Below are 19,143 nucleotides of genomic sequence, written 5' to 3' on the forward strand. Positions count from 1 at the left end.
ACGTTCCGTCAAGGAGACGAAACAAATGGCTATTGGCACCGTCAAGTGGTTCAACGCTGACAAGGGCTTCGGCTTCATCACCCCGGACGGCGGCGGCGCCGACGTCTTCGCCCACTTCTCGGCGATCCAGACCTCCGGCTACCGGAGCCTGGACGAGAACCAGCGGGTCGAGTTCGAGGTGACCCAGGGCCAGAAGGGCCCGCAGGCGGAGAACATCCGCCCGCTCTGATCTTCGGATCGCCCGGTAACACCCATCGCGCCCACCGGGCGCGCTGACGGGCCGGTCCGCCGCGCCACCCACCCGGGCACACCGGGTGCGGCGCGCCGCGGCGGGCCGGCCCGTACCCTTTCGGTTCGTGCTTGTGATTCCCGGTGGGTCGTTCCACCGGTGACGCGCCGCCTCCCGGCGCCTTTCCTCGACACGTGCCGCGTCGAGGAAAGGCATTTCCGCATGACCATGACCGCCCCCACCTTCGCCGCCACCGGCCTGGCCCCGGCGCTGGTCGCCGAGCTGACCGCGCAGGGCATCACCGAGCCGTTCCCGATCCAGGCCGCGACGCTGCCGGACTCACTCGCCGGCCGGGACGTGCTGGGCCGCGGCCGGACCGGCTCGGGCAAGACCCTCGCCTTCGGACTGCCGCTGCTGCATCGGACGGCCGGCCGCCGGGCCCGCCCCGGCCGACCGCTCGCCCTGGTGCTGGTGCCCACCCGGGAGCTGGCCCAGCAGGTCACCACAGCCCTCGCCCCGTACGCCCGCGCGGTCGGGCTGCGCTGCGCCACGGTGGTGGGTGGACTCTCCCTCCAGCGGCAGGCGGACGCGCTGCGCGCCGGCGCCGAGGTGCTGGTGGCCACCCCCGGCCGGCTGCACGACCTGATCGACCGGGGGGACGCCCGGCTGGACCAGGTGGAGATCACCGTGCTGGACGAGGCCGACCAGATGGCCGACATGGGCTTCCTGCCGCAGGTGACGAAGCTGCTGGAGCAGGTCGCCCCGGGCGGGCAGCGGCTGCTCTTCTCCGCCACCCTCGACGGGGGCGTGGACAAGCTGGTCCGCCGCTTCCTCGCCGACCCGGTCACGCACTCCGTCGATCCGGGCACCGCCACGGTGACCGCGATGACCCACCACGTCCTGCACGTCGAGGCGGCGGACAAGCCGGCCGCGCTGGCCCACATCGCCGCCCGGGCGGGGCGCACCATCCTTTTCATGGCGACCAAGCACCGGGCCGACCGCGTCGCCCGCCAGCTGCTCGCCAAGGGCGTACGCGCCGCCGCCCTGCACGGCGGCAAGAGCCAGCCACAGCGCACCCGGATCCTGGAGCAGTTCCGTACCGGGCAGGTCACCGCGCTGGTGGCCACCGACGTGGCGGCCCGGGGCATCCACGTGGACGGGCTCGACCTGGTGGTCAACGTGGACCCGCCGACCGAGGCGAAGGACTACCTGCACCGGGGTGGGCGTACCGCCCGGGCGGGGGAGTCGGGCACGGTGGTCACCCTGGTCCTGCCGGAGCAGCGGCAGGAGGTGTCCCGGCTGATGCGCGTGGCCGGCATCACGCCGCAGTCGACCCGGGTCCGCCCCGGCGACGAGGCGCTGGCCCGGGTGACCGGCGCCCGGGAGCCGTCCGGCGTGCCGGTGACCATCGCCGTGCCGCAGCCGGCTCCCGCCGCCCGGCCCCGTACGGCCACCGGCGCCACCGGCGGCGCCCGCTCCCCGCATCGCGCCGCCGGCCGGTCCCGCCGTCCGCGCCGCCCCCGCGCCAGCTGAGGTCCCGCCGCTCCGGTCCGGTCCTCGCGACCCGCGGCGCGCCGCTGAGTCGGGGTTCAGCGCCGAGTGCGTCCGATGGGCGACTGTTCCCGGCCTCCCGCTCAGCGATGCTGGCGTCGGGGGAAGTGGCCGGGCGTGCCGGCCGGACGCGGGAGGGGTGACCATGGCGGGCGACGCCGGCTCGCGGGCGACACGGGAGCTGCTGCTGGTCCTCGCGGTCGCGGCAGCCGGTCTGGCGCTCGCCATGGTGGCCGCGTTCGCGCCCTGGCATCCGGCCGGCGGTCCCGCCCGGAGCGGGCTGGTCGAGGTGCACAGCCCGTCCGGGCAGGCGGACGAGGCCACGGTGGGTTGAGCTGGCGGCCCCGGGGATTGAGCCGCCGGTCACGGGCTGCGGGAGCGGTCCCTCCGCTCGGCGATCCCGGACCGGTCGGCCAGCAGGTCGGCCAGGGTGGTCCGGTCGACGACCAGGGCGATCGCGCCGTCCACCGCCAGCCAGACGTCCCGCAGCCCGGCGGCCACCCCGTGATAGCCCGCCCGGTCCGCGGGCAGGCCCCGGACGCTGGTCAGCGCCCCGCCGACCGCCCGCAGCACGTCCCCGACGGTGATCTCGGTGGCGGGGCGGGTGAGCGCGTAGCCGCCCTCGGTGCCCCGGGCGCTGTGCAGCAGCCCGGCCCGGCGCAGGTCGAGCAGGATGCCATGGAGGAAGCTGAGCGGGATGTCCTGGCTCTCGGCCAGGCTCGCGGCCTTGACCAGGTCGCCGCCGGGTCCCCCGGTGGCGGGGGAACCGGCGGCGTCGGCGACGGCGAGCATGGCCCGGAGCGCGTAGTCGGCGCGCGCGGAGATGTACACGGCGTCAGTCGCCGGCCTGGTCCAGCACGCCCCACCGCCGGCGGATCGCCTTGTCGGCCGCGCCGAAGGCGGCGTCCACGAGCAGACCCACCACCAGGATGATGATCATGGTGGAAAGCAGCCACGGCGCGTCGGACAGCTCCCGGGCGTACGTGAGCTGCGCCCCGAGCGAGGTGGTCGAGATGCCCACCACGATCAGCTCGCCGGCCATCAGACTGCGCCAGGAGAAGGCCCAGCCCTGCTTGAGTCCGGCCACGATGGCCGGCAGCGCGGCCGGCGCGACGACGTACCGGTAGAGGTTCAGGCCCCGGGCGCCGAGGTTGCGACCGGCCCGTACCAGCAGCGGCGGCACGTAGTCGACGCCGCTGATCACCCCGTTGGCGATGGACGGCGCCGCGCCGAGCACCACCACGAAGAAGATGGCCTTCTCGCTCAGCTCGAAGAGCAGGATGGCCAGCGGGAACCAGGCGATCGACGGCATGGTCTGCAGTGCGGTGATCATCGAGCCGATCGCCGCGCGGAGCACCCGGAACCGGGCCACCGCGAGGCCGATCAGCAGGCCCACGCCGACCGAGAAGACGTACCCGAGGGCGGCCCGGCGCAGCGTGGTGGCCAGCCCCTGCCAGAGCTGCGCGCCGCCGGCCTGGCGGAGCAGCTCCTGCCCGACGGTGGCCGGGCCGGGCAGCGAGTACGGCGGCTTCCAGCCGCTCCACACCACCAGCTGCCACACGCCGATCGCGATGGCCAGGGCGGCCAGCTTCGGCCAGGTGGCCGACCAGAGCCGGGCGGCCCGGCTGGTGGTCCGCTGCCGGCCGGCGATCTCCAGCGCGTCCAGCCCGGAGATCTCCGCGTCGGTACGCGTCGACCCGGTGAGGGTGTCACTGGCCATGGCGGCCCACCTCCGTACGCAGCCGGTCGGTGACCTCGGCGGCGATGCTCGCGATCTCCGGGGAGTCGATCCGCCGTGGTCGGGGCACGTCGACCCGGGTGGACCAGATGATCCGGCCGGGCCGGCTGGAGAGCAGGATGATCCGGTCGGCGAGGCGGGCCGCCTCCCGGACGTTGTGGGTCACGAAGAGCACGGTGAGCCGGCGCTCGGACCAGATCCGCTCCAGCTCGTCGTGGAGGATGTCCCGGGTCATCGCGTCGAGAGCGCCGAACGGCTCGTCCATCAGCAGCACCGGCGTGTCCAGGGCGAGGGTGCGGGCCAGCGCGACCCGCTGCCGCATGCCGCCGGAGAGCTGGTGCGGGCGCGTGCGGCCGAAGTCGGCCAGGTGGACCGTACGCAGCAGCTCGGCGACCCGGGCCTTGCGCTCGGCCCGGGGCAGCCGGCGCAGCTTGAGCGGCACCTCGACGTTGGCCTCGACGGTGAGCCACGGGAAGAGCGCGGACTCCTGGAACATCAGGCCCGGGTTCGCGTCGCCCAGCTCGATCCGGCCGCCGCTCGGCAGGTCCAGGCCGGCGACCAGGTTGAGCAGCGTGCTCTTGCCACAGCCGGAGGCGCCGACCAGGCAGACGAACTCGCCGGGCTCGACGTCCAGCGACACCCCGTCCAGGGCCAGGACGGCGCTCCCGCCCTGGCCGTACACCTTGGTCACGCCGCGCAGCGCGACCGAGCCGGCCGCGCTGCGCGGTGTCGTCGTGGTCGACGTCACGGCTGGGTGACCTCGGGCTTGCCCTGCGCCTTGAGCACCTCGTTGAGGAAGGACAGGTCGTAGAGGCCGTCGAGGTCGACCGGCTGGGTGAGGCCGACGGCGACCGCGTGGTCCAGACCGGTCTTCAGCGAGGAGGCGATCGGGTCGTTGGTGAACTCCAGGGTGGGCCACGCCTGCTTGATCAGTTTCACGTCCAGCGGCTTGCCAGTGATCTTGCCGATGTGGTCCGAGATGGCCTGCTGCGCCTCGTCGGGCCTGGTGTTCACGAACTCGTTCGCCGCGACCTGCCCCTCGACCAGCTTCTTCACCAGGTCCGGGTGGGCCTTGAGGAACGTGGTGCTGACCAGCAGGTTGGTGATCACGAACTTCTTGTCCGGCCAGAGGTCGCGCTCGTCGACGAGGATCTTCCCGCCGGCGTTGACCAGGCGGGACACGAACGGCTCGGGCACCCAGGCGCCGTCGATCGCGCCGCTGCCGAAGGTCTCCACCGTCTGCGCGTTCTCCTGCGGGACGACCTGCACGTCGCCGCCGCCCTCCTTGGTGGTCCGGAGGCCCTTCTCCTTGAGCCAGTAGCGCAGCGCGACGTCCTGGGTGTTGCCGAGCTGCGGGGTGGCGATCTTCTTGCCGCGCAACTGCTCCACCGAGGTGATCTCCGGCTTGACCACCAGCGCGACGCCGCCGGAGGCGGCGCCGGAGACCACCCGGACCGCCTCGCCCTTGGACTTCGAGAAGGCGTTCACGGTCGGGTTCGGGCCGATGTACGTGGCGTCGAGCGCGCCGGAGAAGACCGCCTCGATGGCGGCCGGGCCGGCGTTGAAGGTCTTCGTCTCCAGCTTGACGTCGCTGCCGAGCTTCTCGGCGAAGATGCCCTTCTCCACGCCGACGACGGCCGGCGCGTGGGTGATGTTCGGGAAGTAGCCGAGGCGCAGCGTCACCGGACCGGACGCGCCGGCGGCGTCGTCGGCGTCGTCGCCGCACGCCGCTGTGCCCAGGGTGGCCGCGCCGACCACGGCGAGGGTGGCGAGGGAGACCAGCCGACGGAAGGGGAGCCGTCTCATCGTTAAGTCCAATCCACAGTATTCCTACTTAGTTGGTAGGAAGAGTGGGGCAGGCGGCGAGCGGCGTCAAGGCCCATCCACGATCCGGGACGGCCGACCTGGGGATTCACGGCAATTCCCACCTGTTCGGTGGAGTAAGGTGGGCCGCTCGGCCCACCGTCGGGCCGGCCCGCGGGAGTGCCGGGCCACACCGCCGGTGCGGGCGGTGCGGACGCGTTAGGGTCGATCACGTGCCGACGCGGAGAGCCAGAATTCCAGCGACGAAATACCCGGTCGAGCGGTTCACCCTCGACAACGGCCTGCGGGTGGTGCTCACCCCCGACCGCAGCGCCCCGGTGATCGGGGTGGCGGTGGTCTACGACGTCGGCATCCGGTCCGAGCCCGAGGGGCGCACCGGCTTCGCCCACCTCTTCGAGCACCTGATGTTCCAGGGTTCGGAGAACCTGGAGAAGCTGGCCCACTTCCGGCACGTCCAGGGCGCCGGCGGCACCTTCAACGGCTCCACCCACCTGGACTACACCGACTACTTCGAGACCCTGCCGAGCAACGCCCTGGAACGCGCGCTTTTCCTGGAGGCCGACCGGATGCGCGGCCCCCGGCTGACCGAGGAGAACCTGCGCAACCAGGTCGACGTGGTCAAGGAGGAGATCCGGGTCAACGTGCTCAACCGGCCGTACGGCGGGTTCCCCTGGCTGACCCTGCCGCCGGTCATGTTCGACACCTTCCCCAACGCCCACGACGGCTACGGCTCCTTCGTCGACCTCGAGTCGGCCACCGTCGCCGACGCCGCCGACTTCTTCCGCCGCTACTACGCCAGCGGCAACGCGGTGCTCGCGGTCAGCGGCGACATCGACGTGGCCGAGGCGACCGCGCTGATCGAGCGGCACTTCGGGGACGTGCCGGCCCGGCCCGCCCCGCAGCGGCCCGACTTCGCCGAGCCGGACCTGATCGCCGAGCGGCGGGCCTCGTACACCGACAAGCTGGCCCCGCTGCCGGCGGTGGCCGGCGCCTGGCGGGTGCCCGACCCGGTGACCGACTTCACCGGTTACCTGCCGTACGTGGTGCTGGCCGAGGTGCTCACCGACGGGGACGCCTCCCGGCTGGTGGAGCGGCTGGTCCAGCGGGACCGCTCGGTCACCAGCGTCGGTGGCTACCTGGGCTTCATGGGTGACCCGTTCGACGTGCGCGACCCCACCGCGCTGCTGCTCCAGTCCCACCTGCCACCCGGCGGCGACGTGGACAAGGTGCTGCGCACCGTCGACGAGGAGCTGGACCGGCTGGCCACCGACGGGCTGACCGAGGGCGAGCTGGCCCGTACCCAGGCCCGGATGGCCACCCACCTGCTGCGGGACACCGACGCGGTGCTCGGCCGGGCGCTGCGGATGGCCGTGCTGGAACAGCAGCGCGGCGAGCCGGGCCTGCTCAACGAGCTGCCCCGGCTGGTCGGCGAGGTGACCGAGGAACAGGTCCAGGCGGCCGCCGCCACCCTGCGGCCGGAGCGCCGCGCGTCCATCGAGGTCATCGCCGGAGGTGTCAGGTGACGGCAACCGTGGAGACCGGGACCCGGCCGTTGCCGCCGCTCGGCCCCAACCGCAGGCTCAAGCTGCCCGCCCAGGCCGAACGCACGCTCGGCAACGGCCTCACCGTGATCGCCGTACGCCGGCCCGCGGTGCCCCTGGTCGAGCTGCGGCTCTGGATGCCGTTCGGGCGTAGCCACCTGGCCCGGGGCGCGATGCTGGCGCAGACCGTGCTCGCCGGCACGGCCACCCACACCGCCACCCAGATCGCCGCCGAGCTGCAGAAGGTCGGCGGCGGGCTCTCCGCCGGCGTGGACCCGGACCGGCTGATGCTCTCCGGCACCAGCCTGACCACCGGCCTGGGCCGGATGCTGGAGATCCTCGCCGACGTGCTGACCGGGGCGGCCTACCCGGCCGACTGGGTGGAGACCGAGCGGGACCGGCTGGTCGACCGGATCCAGGTCGCCCAGAGCCAGCCCGCGCACCTGGCCCGGACCGCGTTGCTCAAGCGGATCTACGGCCGGCACCCCTACGCGGTCCAGACCCCGGAGCCGGACCAGGTCCGCGCGGTGAGGCCGCCCGCCCTGCGCAAGCTGCACGCCGAGCGGGTGCATCCGGCCGGCGCGGTGCTGGTGCTGGTCGGCGACGTGCGGCCGGACCGGGCCCTGGACGCCGCGGAACAGGCGCTCTCCGGCTGGAAGGGGGACGGGCACGTGGCCGAGCTGCCACCCGCGCCGCCGCTGGAGCCCGGACCGCTGCTGCTGGTCGACCGGCCCGGCTCGGTGCAGTCCTCGCTGCGGATCGCCCTACCCGCGGTGCCTCGCACCCACCCCGACCACGCCGCGCTGCAACTGGCCAACCTGGTCTTCGGCGGCTACTTCTCCTCCCGGTGGGTGGAGAACATCCGGGAGGACAAGGGCTACACGTACGGCCCGCACTCGCTGATCGAGCACTCGGTCGCCGGGTCGGTGCTGGTCGCCGGCGCCGAGGTGGCCACCGAGGTGACCGCCCCCGCGCTGCTGGAGACCATGTACGAACTGGGCCGGCTGGCCGCCCTGCCGCCGAAGCCGGACGAGCTGGAGCAGGCCCGCCAGTACGCCCTCGGCACGCTCCAGCTCGGCATGTCCACCCAGGCCGGGCTGGCCTCGCTGACCAGCGCGTACGCCGGCAACGGGCTGCGCCTGGACTTCCTCGCCGAGCATGCCGCCCGGCTGGCGAAGGCGACCGTGGACGACGTGGCCGAGGCGGCGGCCCGCTACCTCGCCCCGGCGAAGGCGGTCACCGTCGTGCTCGGTGACGCCGAGCGGGTCGCCGACTCCCTCGCCGCGCTGACCCCGGTCCGGACGGAGGCGGCGTGAGCGGGCGGAGCGAGCGAACCATTCGGCTCAGCAGCGTGGCGCCTCGCGCCGCCGGGGAGCGGAGCGAGGCGGTGGCGTGAGCGAGCGATCCATTGGGCTCAGCAGCGGGGCGGCGGCGTGAGCGGTGAGATCGCGCCACCGCTGGCCCGCGCCACGCTCGACCGGGCGGCGCACCGGCGTACCGACCCGGACTGGCTCGCCGAGGCGTGGGAGCGGGCCCGGGTGCTGGTGCTCGACTCGGCCGACGGCGGCCGGGCGCTGGTCCGTGGCTCCGGGGCGCCGCCGGAGCTGGTGCTGATCGGTTCCGGCGAGCTGCCCGAGGTGCCCCGCTCGGTGCCGATGTTCCTCGGTGTCGAGCCGGACGGCGTACCGGTCTTCGCGGTGGACGCGCCGCTGCCGGAGCTGCCCGGCACCCGGCCGGCCAACCTGCGCGAGGTGGGCCACCTGCTGGTCGACCGGGACGCGGGCATCTTCACCACCGCGCTGGCCCTGCTGAACTGGCACCTGCGGCACGGGTACTCGTCGGCGACCGGGCACCCCACGCAGGCCGACGAGGCGGGCTGGTCCCGGGTCGACGCGGCGGGTGACCGGACGTGGCCGCGTACCGATCCGGCGATGATCGTGCTGATCCACGACGGGGTGGGCGGCCCGGACGGGCGCTGCCTGCTCGGCAACAACGCCACCTGGGCGCGCAGCCCCGGGCAGCGCCGCTACTCCTGCCTGGCCGGCTACGTGGAACCGGGGGAGTCGGCCGAGGGCGCGGTGCTCCGGGAGGTCCGCGAGGAGGTCGGCATCGGGGTCGAGGAGATCGCGTACGCCGGCAGCCAGTCCTGGCCGTTCCCCGGCTCGCTGATGCTCGGCTTCCTGGCCCGGGCCGACGCCGACGAGCCGATCCGGGTCGACCCGGCCGAGATCGCGCACGCCCGCTGGTTCACCCGCCGGGAGATCGGCGCCGCGCTGGCCGGCGAGCCGGTCGAGGTGGACGGCGGCGACCGGCTGGTGCTCCCGCCGCCCTCCTCGATCGCCCTCTTCCTGGTCCACCGCTGGCTCGACGGCCACTGCTGACCCCCGCCGCGCCCCGCCACCTCGCCGACTTGGCCGGGTCGGGTGGGTCGGGATGTCACCACATCGGCGGCCGGGCCGGGTCGGAACGCGGCCCCGGCCCGTGACCGTCGTTGCCGCGGCGGTCACGGGCCGGGAACACGGGCCGCCGTGGCCGGGTGAGGCGAGGAACGCGGCGGGGGAGCCGGTCCGACCACGACGGACGTCAGCAGCCGGTCAACTGCGGTACCACCGGTAGGGGTGGGACTGCTCCGGGTCGGGGTGTGCCGTCAGACGCGCCGAGCCGGAATGGTCGAAAGCCGGGTCCGGCTCCTCGATCGGCAGCACCTTGACCCGGTGCCGGCCGGCGCGGACGGCCCCGACCGAGGCCAGCGCCCGGGCCAGCAGCAGCGCGGCGTCCCGGTCCTCCGCGTGGACGACCTGGCGGCGTGGCTCCGGCGCGGTGGTCTCGTCCCGCAGCCGACCACCGACCGCCCACGCGGCGGCGATGTCGGTGTCGGCGACGGCACGGATCTCGGTGCGGACGATCAGGAACCGCATGAGTGTCCTCCGGGTACGGATGGACGGATACGCGCTGGAACTTCCACGTCACTCTTTCGACATGTTACGCCCGGTGCTCGTCCCAGCAAGTGAAACTCGACGGTTCTTCACTCGTCGGCCGATCGGGGGATCCCAGGCCAGGACAGTTGTCGGGGGTGGACACGCGAAGGGGCCGCCGGCAGTACGCCGACGGCCCCGGGAGCATCGGCGGATCAGTTCAGCGCGAACTGCCCGTTCTTCGCGCCGGCGATGAAGCCCAGCCAGCCGGCCCGGTTGAACAGCAGCACCGGCCCGCCACGGTCCTTGCTGTCCCGCAGTGCCACCGCCGCCGGCCCGGTGCGCAGGGGCGCCACCTCGACGCAGTTCGAGGTCTGGCTGCGGGTGCTCTTGCGCCAGGCGGCGCCGGCGAGCTGCTGGGCGAGGTCGGACGAACTGTTGCGGATCTCGTTCATCGTTCTGCTCCTGCTCTGGAGTGCTCTGATGGGACGAGTGACGCCGCGGGCCGGACGGCCGGTCGTGCGTGGATCACCGGTCCGTCGTCAGGCGCCCCGAGTCGCGGCGGCGCTGGGCCGGCGCCGTTGCCGGCCCGAACGCCACTGTGGACTCGACTGCCGTTTCGGGCCGTCCCGTCGCCTCGATGAGCCAGGAGAGGGTGTCCGATGCGGAGAGCGCCGCCGAGCATAGCCACTCGAAGACCACTTTATAGCGATTTAGGGTGTTTACCTCGGTCGACATGACGTCGGTGAACCCACCTTCGATGGCGAGCGTCTCCGGGTCGAGCGGGTCGGCGAACCGGTAGACCGAGAAGGCGGTCGGCGGCAGGTACCAGTCGCCCACCCGGGTGTCCCGCTGCAGCAGGTGCAGGGTGACGTTCGGCAGCATGGCCAGCTCGCAGAGGTGGACGAGCTGCTCGTGCAGCACCCCCGGCGGGCCGGCCCGCCGGCCGAGCGCCGCCTCCTCGAGCACCGCGGTGTAGCGGGGCGCGTCCGGGCGGATCAGCAGCGACTGGCGGGCCTGGCGGGCGCGTACCTCGGTCTCCGGGTCCTCGCCGCCCTCCGGGTCGCCGGCCTGCTCCGCCACCCGGGCCGCGGAGATGATCCGGTGCCGGGCGTACCCGGGGGTCTGGAGCAGCCCCGGCACCAGCACCGGGTTGTACTCCGAGATCTCCGAGCAGCCCGCCTCCAGCTCGGCGAAGCCGCGCTGCTGCTCGGTCATCACCGGGAAGTTGCGCAGCCAGCCGCGCATGTCGCCGGCCTCGTGCGTGATCGCCAGCAGCTCCGCGCGCTGCTCGTCGCCGGCCCCGTAGAGGCTGAGCAGGACGCCGACGTCGTCCGGGTCGGGGCGGCTTCGCCCGTTCTCCAGACGGGACAGCTTGGACGCGGAGGCCCAGCCGATCCGTTCGATGACCTGGTCCCCGGTGAGGCCGGCCTGCTCGCGCAGGCGGCGCAGCTCCGTGCCGAGCCTGCGGCGGCGCAGGATCGGGCCTGGTGCGGTAGGAGGCACGGTGTCCTCTTCTCCGTCGACCGTCGCAGGACGCGACGGTAACTGTATGAAATTCGCCCCCCACGGTCAGTATGGACGGCGCGGCCGGCGTCGGAGGTTTCCGGCGGGGGCGTGTCTCGCGACAAAAAGAGGACTGTGGAGGGGTGCGCGGCGTGCCGGACGAGGAGGTCCGGGGCCCCGCACCCGTCCCCGACGCGCCCGCCGCGGCGCCTCCCCTCGGGAGGGAACCCGATGCGCACCGTCCTGCGCCGCCCCGACTTCCGCCTGCTCTTCACGGCCCTGATCGCCAGCATGGCGGCCGAGTCGGTCCTGCTGCTGGCCCTCGCCGTCTGGGTGAAGGACCTGACCGGATCGGACGGCATGGCCGGCGCCACCATCTTCGCCATCATCGCGCCGATGACGCTCGCCCCGCTGGTCGGCTGGCTGGTCGACCGGTACCGCCGCCGGCCGTTCTTCGTGGCCGCCAACCTGGCCACGGCTGTGCTGCTCAGCCCGCTCTTCGTGGTCCGGGACCGGGCCGACGTCTGGGTCATCTACGTGGTGGCGGCCCTGTACGGGCTGTCGTACATCGCGTTGAGCGCGGTGCTGAGCGGGCTGATCCGGCATCTGGTCCCGAGCGAGCTGCTGGCCGACGCGAACGGGGTGCTGCAGACCGTCCGGCAGGGCCTCCGGCTGGTCGGCCCGCTCGCCGGGGCCGGGATCTACGCCGCGGTCGGCGGCTGGCTCCTGGTCACCCTCGCGATGATCGGGTTCCTCACCGCCGCCGCGGTCGTCGGCCTGCTCCGGGTCACCGAGACCGCACCCTCCGGCGCCGACCTCGGCTGGCCGGCGGAGCTGGGCGCCGGGCTGCGGCACCTGGCCGGCGAGCCCGCGCTGCGCCGGGCCCTGCTCGGGTACGGGCTGGGCTCGCTGGTGATGGGCTTCACCGAGTCACTGATCTTCGCGTACGTGGACCAGGGGCTGCGCCGGGACGTCGCGTTCGTCGGCGTGCTGGTGACCGTGCAGGGGATCGGCGGGCTGGTCGGCGGCCTCCTCTCGGCCGGTGTGGTGCGCCGGACCGGGGAGGTGGGGGCCCTCGCCGCCGGGGTGATCTTCTTCGGGCCGGCCGCGCTGGCGCTGGCGTACCCCCGGCTCTGGCTCGGCGTGGTGGCGCTGCTGCTGGCCGGGGTGTCCCTGCCGCTGACCATGGTCGGGCTCACCACGCTGGTCCAGCGGCGTACCCCGCCGGCGCTGCTCGGCCGGGTCGCCGCCGCCTCCGAGGCGCTGGTCAGCGGTCCGCAGGCGCTCTCCATCGGCACGGGCGCGCTGCTCGTCGGCGTCTTCGACTACCGCCTGCTCTTCGCCCTGGTCGGGGTGGTCACCACGGTCGCCGGCGCCTACCTCTGGCACGGCCGCCGCCTCACCCCACCCGCACCGGCACCGCCCACCTCCCTGGCCCCCATCCCGCACCCGCGCCGCCCGCCGGCCGTTGTCGCCACGACACGCCGAGCCCGAGGGCGATAAAAGTCATGATCGACGCAAAGCGGCCGCCCGGGGGAGGGCGGCCGCTTTGCGGTACGGGGTCAGCCGGGGAGGGCGGCGAGGTGCTGCTTGACCTGGACGATCGAGGGGTTGGTGAGGGCGCTGCCGTCGGCGAAGCGCAGGGTCGGCACGGTCTGGTTGCCGCCGTTGACGCTCATCACGAACTCCGCGGCCTTCGGGTCCTGCTCGATGTCGACCACCTCGTACGCGATGCCCTCCCGGTCGAGCTGCGACTTCAGCCGGTGGCAGTAGCCGCACCACGAGGTGGAATACATCGTCAACATGGTCAGGTCCTCCAAGGGGATGGCTCGCACCCGGTCCGGTCAGGCCAGGCTAACCGCTGCAACATCGGCGAGGGCTGGGATGATTCCTGGCTGTGGTGGTTCACTCAGCGGCGGAGCGGGTGCTGGCCGGACTGGATCCCGAGCAGCGGTCCGCGGTGACCGCCCCGGCCGGCCCGGTGTGCATCCTGGCCGGCGCCGGGACCGGCAAGACCCGGGCGGTGACGTCCCGGATCGCCCACCGCGCGCTCACCGGGGACATCTCCGCCCGGCACGTGTTGGCGGTCACCTTCACCGCCCGTGCCGCCGCCGAGATGCGAGCCCGGCTCACCGCGCTGGGCGTCGCCGGTGTGCAGGCGCGCACCTTCCACGCGGCGGCGCTGCGCCAGGTCCGCTACTTCGCGCCCCGGCTGCTGGAGGGGCGGGCCATGCCGGAGCTGCTGGACAGCAAGGTCCGGGTGGTCACCCTGGCCGCCGCCAAGGTCGGCCTGCGCGCCGACCGGGCCGCCGCCCGCGACCTCGCCGGCGAGATCGAGTGGGCCAAGTCGTCGCTGGTCGAGCCGTCGGAGTACGTGGTGGCCGCGGCCAAGGCGCTCCGGGAGACCCCGTACGAGCCGGCGAAGGTGGCCGAGGTCTTCGCCGCGTACGAGAAGCTCAAGCGCGGCAACGGCGTGATCGACTTCGAGGACATGCTGCGCGCCGCCGTCTGGGGGATCGAGGAGCACGCCGACGTCGCCGAGCAGGTACGCGGCCAGTACCGGCACTTCGTCGTCGACGAGTACCAGGACGTCAACCCGCTCCAGCAACGGCTGCTGGAGGCGTGGCTCGGCGGGCGGGACGACCTCACCGTGGTCGGCGACGCCAGCCAGACCATCTACTCGTTCACCGGGGCCACCTCGTCGTACCTGGTCGACTTCCCGCGCCGGTACCGCACCGCCACCGTGGTCCGGCTGGTCCGCGACTACCGCTCCACCCCGCAGGTGGTCGGGCTGGCCAACGCGGTCATCTCGCAGGCCCGCGGCACCGAGGCCCGGCTGCGGCTGGAGCTGCACGGCCAGCGCCCGCCCGGCCCGGAACCCGAGCTGCGGATCTTCACCGACGAGCCCGCCGAGGCCAACGCGGTCGCCGCCCGCTGCCGGGCGCTGGTCGACGGGGGCACCCCGGCCCGGGAGATCGCGGTGCTGTTCCGCACCAACGCGCAGTCCGAGGCGTACGAGAAGGCGCTCACCGAGGCCGGGGTCCCGTACGTGGTGCAGGGGGCGGAACGCTTCTTCGAGCGGCCCGAGGTGCGCCAGGCGATGGTGGCGCTGCGCGCCGCCACCCGGTCGATCCCCGGAGAGACCCCGCTGCCGGCCGCCGTCGTGGAGGGGCTCGCGGCGGTCGGCTGGGCCCCGGACGCGCCCCCGGCGGGCGGGGCCGCCCGGGAGCGGTGGGAGGCGCTCGCCGCCCTGGTCCAGCTCGCCGAGGAGTACGCGGCCACCCCCGAGGTGGTGCCGATCGGCGAGGCCGCCGCGATCGAGCGGCCGGTGACGCTGGCCGACTTCAACGAGGAACTGGCCCGCCGGGCCGCCCAGCAGCACGTACCCACCGTGGAGGGGGTGACGCTGGCCTCGCTGCACTCGGCGAAGGGGCTGGAGTGGGACGCGGTCTTCCTGGTCGGCCTCGCCGAGGGCACCCTCCCCACCACGTACGCGAAGACCCCCGAGCAGGTCGAGGAGGAGCGGCGGCTGCTCTACGTCGGGATCACGCGGGCACGGGAGTGGCTCTGGCTGTCGTACGCGGCGGCACGCTCGCCGGGCGGTCGGGCCCGGCGGCCCTCCCGCTTCCTGCCGCAGCTCGACCGCTCGGGCGGCGGCACCGAGCGGGCCGGCGCCGGCGCGGCCCGGCGGACCGAGCGGCGGCGTACGCAGGTGGTGTCCTGCCGGATCTGCGGCGCCACCCTGCTCGCCGGGGCGGACCGGAAGCTGGGGCGCTGCCCGACCTGTCCGTCCGACCTGGACGAAGAGCTGTACGAGCGGCTGCGCGAGTGGCGGCAGCGGGTGGCCGGCGCGCAGAAGGTGCCGGCGTACGTGGTCTTCACCGACGCCACGCTCACCGCGCTGGCCGAGCGGAAGCCGGGCCGCACCGAAGAGCTGATCGCGATCGCCGGGATTGGCCCCCGCAAACTGGGACTTTACGGGGATACCGTGCTGGCGCTGGTGGGCGGGGCGACGGTCGACGAGGTCTGCCCGCAGAAAAGTTTCGAAATCTAGCCGTAAATCGTTTGCCCTCGCCCCGAGGCGAGGAATAGCCTCAGGACACACCTCGCGAGCGGCGCCATTCTGGCTGCTCAAGAGGGACGAGTCCATGGTCGATACGAGGAACGTGAGGGAGGTGGCACCCGTGGAGATCTTCACCTATGAGCGTCCGGCGGCGATGCCAGCTGCCTGCGCTCCGCTGTCGGCTGTCCGGGTGGCCCTTGCCGCTCGACCGTCGGTTTCCCAGCAGCACCAGGTCCCGGTTCAGGCCGAGCTGAACCTGACCGTGGCGCCGCTGACTGGAATCGAGGGGACCAGTGGCTTCACGGGCATGGGCATCGGTGACGTCAAGAAGCGCACGGATGTCCGCGGTGTTCCACCTCGAGGTAGACCGGTCTGATCCACCAGACCACCGGCTCACCTCGAGGCCGCGGAACCCGCACACCGGGATCCGCGGCCTCAGTTTTTTTGCACCGCCGTAGTGCCGAAGTACGTCGGAAATGCGATCCACGAGATCGAAGTGAGAGAGAGGTGACCGGAGGATGAGTCTGGCGTTGGCCCCGCTCGACGTGAGCGTCGAGGTGGAGGCGAACCTGCCCTGCCGGAAGTTCGACCCCGACCTGTGGTTCTCCGACTCGCCCACCGAGCTCGAGCTGGCCAAGTCGCTCTGCGGGGACTGCCCGCTGCGCGTCGAGTGCCTGGCCGGTGCGGTGGAGCGGGCCGAGCCGTGGGGCGTCTGGGGCGGCGAGATCTTCGAGCGTGGCGCGGTCGTCCCGCGCAAGCGGCCCCGTGGCCGTCCGCGCAAGGAGGACCTCGCCCGTGACGCCCAGCTCCGGGTCGAGGCCGAGGCGCGACTGGCGGCCAGTGGGCTGTCCGAGTCGCGCAACGCGGTCCGGCTGGCAGCCTGACACACCCCGTTCCACACGTCCCGCCGGTGACCCCCACCGGCCACGAAGAAAGCAGAAACCGATGCTCTACCTGCCGAATGGAACCGAGATGCAACTACTTCACGAAGCGTTGTCCCGGGCTCGAATGCCCCGGCCTCAGGCTGGTCGCACCACCACGAGCACTGAGGCAACCCGTTCCGCCCGTACCGTCGCGATGCGCGGCCGCAGCCAGTCGGCTCGCGACCTGGGCGTTCTCTAGATCACAACCGAGTACGACGGGGGCGGTGGCCGGACGGCCACCGCCCCCGTGGGCATTCCGTGACGCCCGCTGCCGTCGCGGTGTCCTACGGCGGTCAGCTCACCGGGGCGAAGCCGGGCAGCCAGCGCTCCAGGATCGCCCGGTAGGACGCCTTCGCCTCCAGTTGGCAGAGCACCCCGATCGAGCCCAGCGTCACCCGGTGGATCATCAGGTACGCCGGCGGCAGGTTGAGCTGCCGGCTCAGCTGGAACGCCGGCGACCGGGGGCTGGCCAGCCGGGCCGCCTCCGCGCGCAGCCAGGCCCGGGTGAACCGGAACTCCTCCTCGGCGACCGGGGCCAGCATCGGCCGCAGGTAGTCCAGCAGCGCCTGGGCGTCGATCGGCTCGGTCCGGCTGACGAAGCCCTCCTCGCGCAGCCCGTTCACCACCCCCGCCGCGTCGTCGCGGATCGCCAGCGCGGCGATCCGGCCGATCGGTTCGGGGGTGCCCTCCGGCATCCGGGCCACCGCGCCGAAGTCGATCACCCCGAGCCGGCCGTCCGGCAGCAGCCGGAAGTTGCCCGGGTGCGGGTCGGCGTGCAGCAACCCGGCCCGCATCGGTGCGGACAGGTGCAGCTCGGCCATCAGCCGTCCGGCCTCGTTCCGCTGCTCCTCGGTGCCGTCCCGGATGATGTCCGCCAGCGGCGTGCCCTCGACCCACTCGGTGATCAGGACCCGGGGCGAGGCGTCCAGCACCTCCGGGATGTAGATGTCCGGGTCGTCGGCGTACGCGGCGGCGAAGGCGCGCTGCGACTCGGCCTCCAGCTCGTAGTCCAGCTCCTCGGTGATCCGCTCCCGCAGCTCCACCAGGAGCGGCTTGACGTCCAGCCCGGGCTGGATCGCGCGGAACATGCCGCCCAGCCGGGAGAGCTGCTTCAGGTCCGCGAGCAGGGCATCCCCGGCGCCCGGGTACTGGATCTTCACGGCCACGTCCCGGTGGTGCGGGGCGCCGCCGGGGCCGTACCCGGGGTCACGCCAGACCGCGCGGTGCACCTGGCCGATGCTGGCGGCGGCGGCCGGGGTGTCGTTGAACTCGACGAACCGCTCCCGCCAGTCCGGCCCGAGCTGCTCGGCGAGCACCTTGTGCACGGTGGCGGCCGGCAGCGGCGGCGCGGCCTCCTGGAGCTTGGTGAGCGCCTGTCGGTAGGGGGCCGCGATCTCCTCCGGCAACGCCGCCTCGAAGACCGACAGCGCCTGGCCGAACTTCATCGCCCCGCCCTTGAGCTGCCCGAGCACGCTGAACAGCTGCTCGGCGGTGCGCTGCTGGATCTCGGCGGAGATGACGTCGGACGCGAGCCCGGTGACCCGCTTGCCCATGCCGAGGACGGTCCGGCCGGCGAAGCCGAGCGGCAGAGCGGCGAGCTTGGCGGTCCGGGACACGGCCCGGCGCGGGATGTCGGTCACCCGGTCATTGTTACCGACTCGGCGGGCCCGCTGCTGCTACGAAGCCGGGAGCGGGTGGGGCGGCCCCGGATCGGGCGACGCCCGGAGCATTCGCAGGACGGGTGCGGGGGCCACTGGCGGCGGCGGAAGCGGCCCGCCCCGGCGACCTCGACCGCGCAACCGAGGGTCTCCGGGGTGCCGCCGTCGAGGTGGGCCAGCGCCTCGGCGACCGCGTACGCGACGGCCGCGAGCCGGGTGGTGGCGGCGCAGGCGCGCCCGCCGTCGTCGGCCGCGAGCTGGGCGGCGAGCCGGGGCCAGTCCGGGTCCCGGTCGATCCGGTGCAGGTCGAGGCAGCGCAGGCAGGGGCCGACCGGCGGCCGGACCAGCGGACCGACCACCGGCACACCGCCGCGCAGGTCGACCAGGAGGTGGGGCTGGCGGCGCTGGGCGTAGCCGGCGGCCAGCAGGGCGGCGGGCCGGTCGGCGCCGAGCTGGACCACCAGGTCGACGCGGCCGCGCCGGAGCGGGGCGGTCGCCGTGCCGGGGGCGCACCGGCCGAGCGCGCCGCGTACCGCCGCGGCCAGCGGCCGGCCCACCTCGGCGGCGGTGAGCCCGGTCCCGACCAGGTCGGCCGGGCGGACCGGCCCGGCCAGCTCGGGCGTCACGTGTCCGACGCCGGCCTGGGCCAGCCCGACGGCGATCGCCGCGCCGAGCCGGCCGAGGCCGGTGACCAGCACCCGGGCGGTCCGGCGGCGGCGCACCACCTGGGCCGGCGTCGCGGGTGCTCCGGACGCCGCCAGGGCCAGCGCGTCCGCCTCGGCGGCGAGCCGGGCCCGGACCGGCCCGGCCAGGTCGCGGGGGAGCAGGTGGTGCGCCGGTACGACCAGCCCGGCGGCCCGGAGCGTGTCGAGCAGGACCCGGGCCTCCTCCGGGGCCACCTGGGCGGTGGCCGCGTACGCCAGGACGGCGCGCTCGCTGCGGGTGCCGTCCAACAGGTCGAGCAGCCGGGCGGCCCGGGGATTCGCCACCTCCAGCAGCACCGCCCGGCCGGGCTCGACCCCGAGCTGGAGGGTGTGCCGGTCCCGCCAGAGGCGGGTCAGGCCGGGCAGGAGGGTGGGGCGGGGGAGCGGGATCGGATGGGCCATGCCACGAATAGTGACCGTGTCCCCGCTCTCCGTCGATCGTTGTCCACAGGTGCGCCCGCGTGTAGCCAGGGTTGTCCACAGGGTTGGGC

The 19,143-nt window shown here is 73.8% G+C and carries 20 protein-coding genes; 10 read left to right on the forward strand and 10 right to left on the reverse strand.

All coding sequences use genetic code 11. From position 1 onward, the window contains the following. The first annotated feature begins 25 nt into the window (after positions 1-25). The 3 genes from ACGFI9_RS29855 to ACGFI9_RS29865 all read left to right on the forward strand — a co-directional run bounded on the left by ACGFI9_RS29855 (position 26) and on the right by ACGFI9_RS29865 (position 2,114). Positions 26-229, forward strand: coding sequence for a cold-shock protein (locus tag ACGFI9_RS29855; RefSeq protein WP_067374184.1), 204 nt, complete (start codon positions 26-28; stop codon positions 227-229). Positions 230-451: 222 nt separating this feature from the next. Continuing rightward, positions 452-1,762 carry a DEAD/DEAH box helicase gene (locus ACGFI9_RS29860; RefSeq protein WP_393183184.1) on the forward strand — a complete coding sequence of 437 codons (1,311 nt, stop codon included), beginning with the start codon at positions 452-454 and terminating at the stop codon, positions 1,760-1,762. A gap of 163 nt (positions 1,763-1,925) precedes the next feature. Continuing rightward, on the forward strand, positions 1,926-2,114 hold the full coding sequence (locus ACGFI9_RS29865) for a hypothetical protein (protein ID WP_393183186.1): 189 nt from the start codon (positions 1,926-1,928) through the stop codon (positions 2,112-2,114). Between the two features lie 29 nt (positions 2,115-2,143). On the opposite strand, the gene ACGFI9_RS29870 is transcribed toward ACGFI9_RS29865, so the two are convergent. Genes ACGFI9_RS29870 through ACGFI9_RS29885 form a run of 4 tightly spaced genes read right to left on the reverse strand, consistent with a single transcriptional unit; the run spans position 2,144 to position 5,324 of the window. Further along, positions 2,144-2,611, reverse strand: coding sequence for an RrF2 family transcriptional regulator (locus ACGFI9_RS29870; RefSeq protein ID WP_393183188.1), 468 nt, complete (start codon positions 2,609-2,611; stop codon positions 2,144-2,146). Between the two features lie 4 nt (positions 2,612-2,615). Next, entirely contained in the window at positions 2,616-3,500 is an 885-nt protein-coding gene (locus tag ACGFI9_RS29875) for an ABC transporter permease (protein ID WP_393183190.1), read from the reverse strand. Then, positions 3,490-4,266, reverse strand: a complete 777-nt coding sequence (locus tag ACGFI9_RS29880; protein ID WP_393183192.1) for an ABC transporter ATP-binding protein — start codon at positions 4,264-4,266, stop codon at positions 3,490-3,492. The genes ACGFI9_RS29875 and ACGFI9_RS29880 overlap by 11 nt, the downstream gene beginning before the upstream one ends. Then, positions 4,263-5,324 (reverse strand): ABC transporter substrate-binding protein, encoded by a 1,062-nt coding sequence (locus ACGFI9_RS29885; RefSeq protein ID WP_393183194.1) that lies wholly within the window; start codon positions 5,322-5,324, stop codon positions 4,263-4,265. The genes ACGFI9_RS29880 and ACGFI9_RS29885 overlap by 4 nt, the downstream gene beginning before the upstream one ends. A gap of 230 nt (positions 5,325-5,554) precedes the next feature. On the opposite strand from ACGFI9_RS29885, the gene ACGFI9_RS29890 reads away from it, so the two are divergent. The 3 genes from ACGFI9_RS29890 (at position 5,555) to nudC (ending at position 9,264) form a co-directional block, all read left to right on the forward strand. Then, positions 5,555-6,865: a M16 family metallopeptidase gene (locus ACGFI9_RS29890; protein WP_393183196.1), complete on the forward strand. Its 1,311-nt coding sequence runs from the start codon at positions 5,555-5,557 to the stop codon at positions 6,863-6,865. Next, a complete protein-coding gene (locus ACGFI9_RS29895; RefSeq protein ID WP_393183198.1) occupies positions 6,862-8,199 on the forward strand; it encodes a M16 family metallopeptidase in 1,338 nt (445 codons plus the stop codon). Before ACGFI9_RS29890 ends, ACGFI9_RS29895 begins: the two co-directional genes overlap by 4 nt. Positions 8,200-8,316: 117 nt before the next feature. Then, complete coding sequence (gene nudC / locus ACGFI9_RS29900; protein ID WP_393183200.1) at positions 8,317-9,264, forward strand: NAD(+) diphosphatase; 948 nt, start codon at positions 8,317-8,319, stop codon at positions 9,262-9,264. A 213-nt stretch (positions 9,265-9,477) separates the two neighbouring features. Here nudC and ACGFI9_RS29905 read toward each other — a convergent pair whose 3' ends face one another. From ACGFI9_RS29905 to ACGFI9_RS29915, 3 genes are all read right to left on the reverse strand, one after another. Continuing rightward, a complete protein-coding gene (locus ACGFI9_RS29905; protein ID WP_393183202.1) occupies positions 9,478-9,801 on the reverse strand; it encodes a hypothetical protein in 324 nt (107 codons plus the stop codon). Between the two features lie 212 nt (positions 9,802-10,013). Beyond that, positions 10,014-10,253, reverse strand: a complete 240-nt coding sequence (locus ACGFI9_RS29910) for a DUF397 domain-containing protein (protein ID WP_393183204.1) — start codon at positions 10,251-10,253, stop codon at positions 10,014-10,016. A 73-nt stretch (positions 10,254-10,326) separates the two neighbouring features. Continuing rightward, positions 10,327-11,304 carry a helix-turn-helix domain-containing protein gene (locus tag ACGFI9_RS29915; RefSeq protein WP_393183206.1) on the reverse strand — a complete coding sequence of 326 codons (978 nt, stop codon included), beginning with the start codon at positions 11,302-11,304 and terminating at the stop codon, positions 10,327-10,329. Between the two features lie 231 nt (positions 11,305-11,535). On the opposite strand from ACGFI9_RS29915, the gene ACGFI9_RS29920 reads away from it, so the two are divergent. Beyond that, positions 11,536-12,807, forward strand: a complete 1,272-nt coding sequence (locus ACGFI9_RS29920) for an MFS transporter (protein WP_393183208.1) — start codon at positions 11,536-11,538, stop codon at positions 12,805-12,807. A 59-nt stretch (positions 12,808-12,866) separates the two neighbouring features. On the opposite strand, the gene ACGFI9_RS29925 is transcribed toward ACGFI9_RS29920, so the two are convergent. Beyond that, positions 12,867-13,109, reverse strand: coding sequence for a mycoredoxin (locus ACGFI9_RS29925; RefSeq protein WP_393183210.1), 243 nt, complete (start codon positions 13,107-13,109; stop codon positions 12,867-12,869). Positions 13,110-13,201: 92 nt separating this feature from the next. Here ACGFI9_RS29925 and ACGFI9_RS29930 point away from each other — a divergent pair, with 92 nt between their 5' ends. The 3 genes from ACGFI9_RS29930 to ACGFI9_RS29940 all read left to right on the forward strand — a co-directional run bounded on the left by ACGFI9_RS29930 (position 13,202) and on the right by ACGFI9_RS29940 (position 16,251). Continuing rightward, positions 13,202-15,358, forward strand: coding sequence for an ATP-dependent DNA helicase UvrD2 (locus ACGFI9_RS29930; RefSeq protein WP_393183212.1), 2,157 nt, complete (start codon positions 13,202-13,204; stop codon positions 15,356-15,358). Positions 15,359-15,488: 130 nt separating this feature from the next. Continuing rightward, positions 15,489-15,743 (forward strand): hypothetical protein, encoded by a 255-nt coding sequence (locus tag ACGFI9_RS29935; RefSeq protein ID WP_393183214.1) that lies wholly within the window; start codon positions 15,489-15,491, stop codon positions 15,741-15,743. A 142-nt stretch (positions 15,744-15,885) separates the two neighbouring features. After that, a complete protein-coding gene (locus ACGFI9_RS29940; protein WP_089005380.1) occupies positions 15,886-16,251 on the forward strand; it encodes a WhiB family transcriptional regulator in 366 nt (121 codons plus the stop codon). Between the two features lie 332 nt (positions 16,252-16,583). Here ACGFI9_RS29940 and ACGFI9_RS29945 read toward each other — a convergent pair whose 3' ends face one another. Both ACGFI9_RS29945 and ACGFI9_RS29950 read right to left on the reverse strand, forming a co-directional pair. After that, positions 16,584-17,930: an ABC1 kinase family protein gene (locus ACGFI9_RS29945; protein ID WP_393183216.1), complete on the reverse strand. Its 1,347-nt coding sequence runs from the start codon at positions 17,928-17,930 to the stop codon at positions 16,584-16,586. After that, positions 17,927-19,054: a TOMM precursor leader peptide-binding protein gene (locus ACGFI9_RS29950; protein WP_393183218.1), complete on the reverse strand. Its 1,128-nt coding sequence runs from the start codon at positions 19,052-19,054 to the stop codon at positions 17,927-17,929. The genes ACGFI9_RS29945 and ACGFI9_RS29950 overlap by 4 nt, the downstream gene beginning before the upstream one ends. Positions 19,055-19,143: the final 89 nt, after the last annotated feature.

This window comes from Micromonospora sp. NPDC048930 (genome assembly GCF_043197935.1).
GTDB lineage: Bacteria > Actinomycetota > Actinomycetes > Mycobacteriales > Micromonosporaceae > Micromonospora.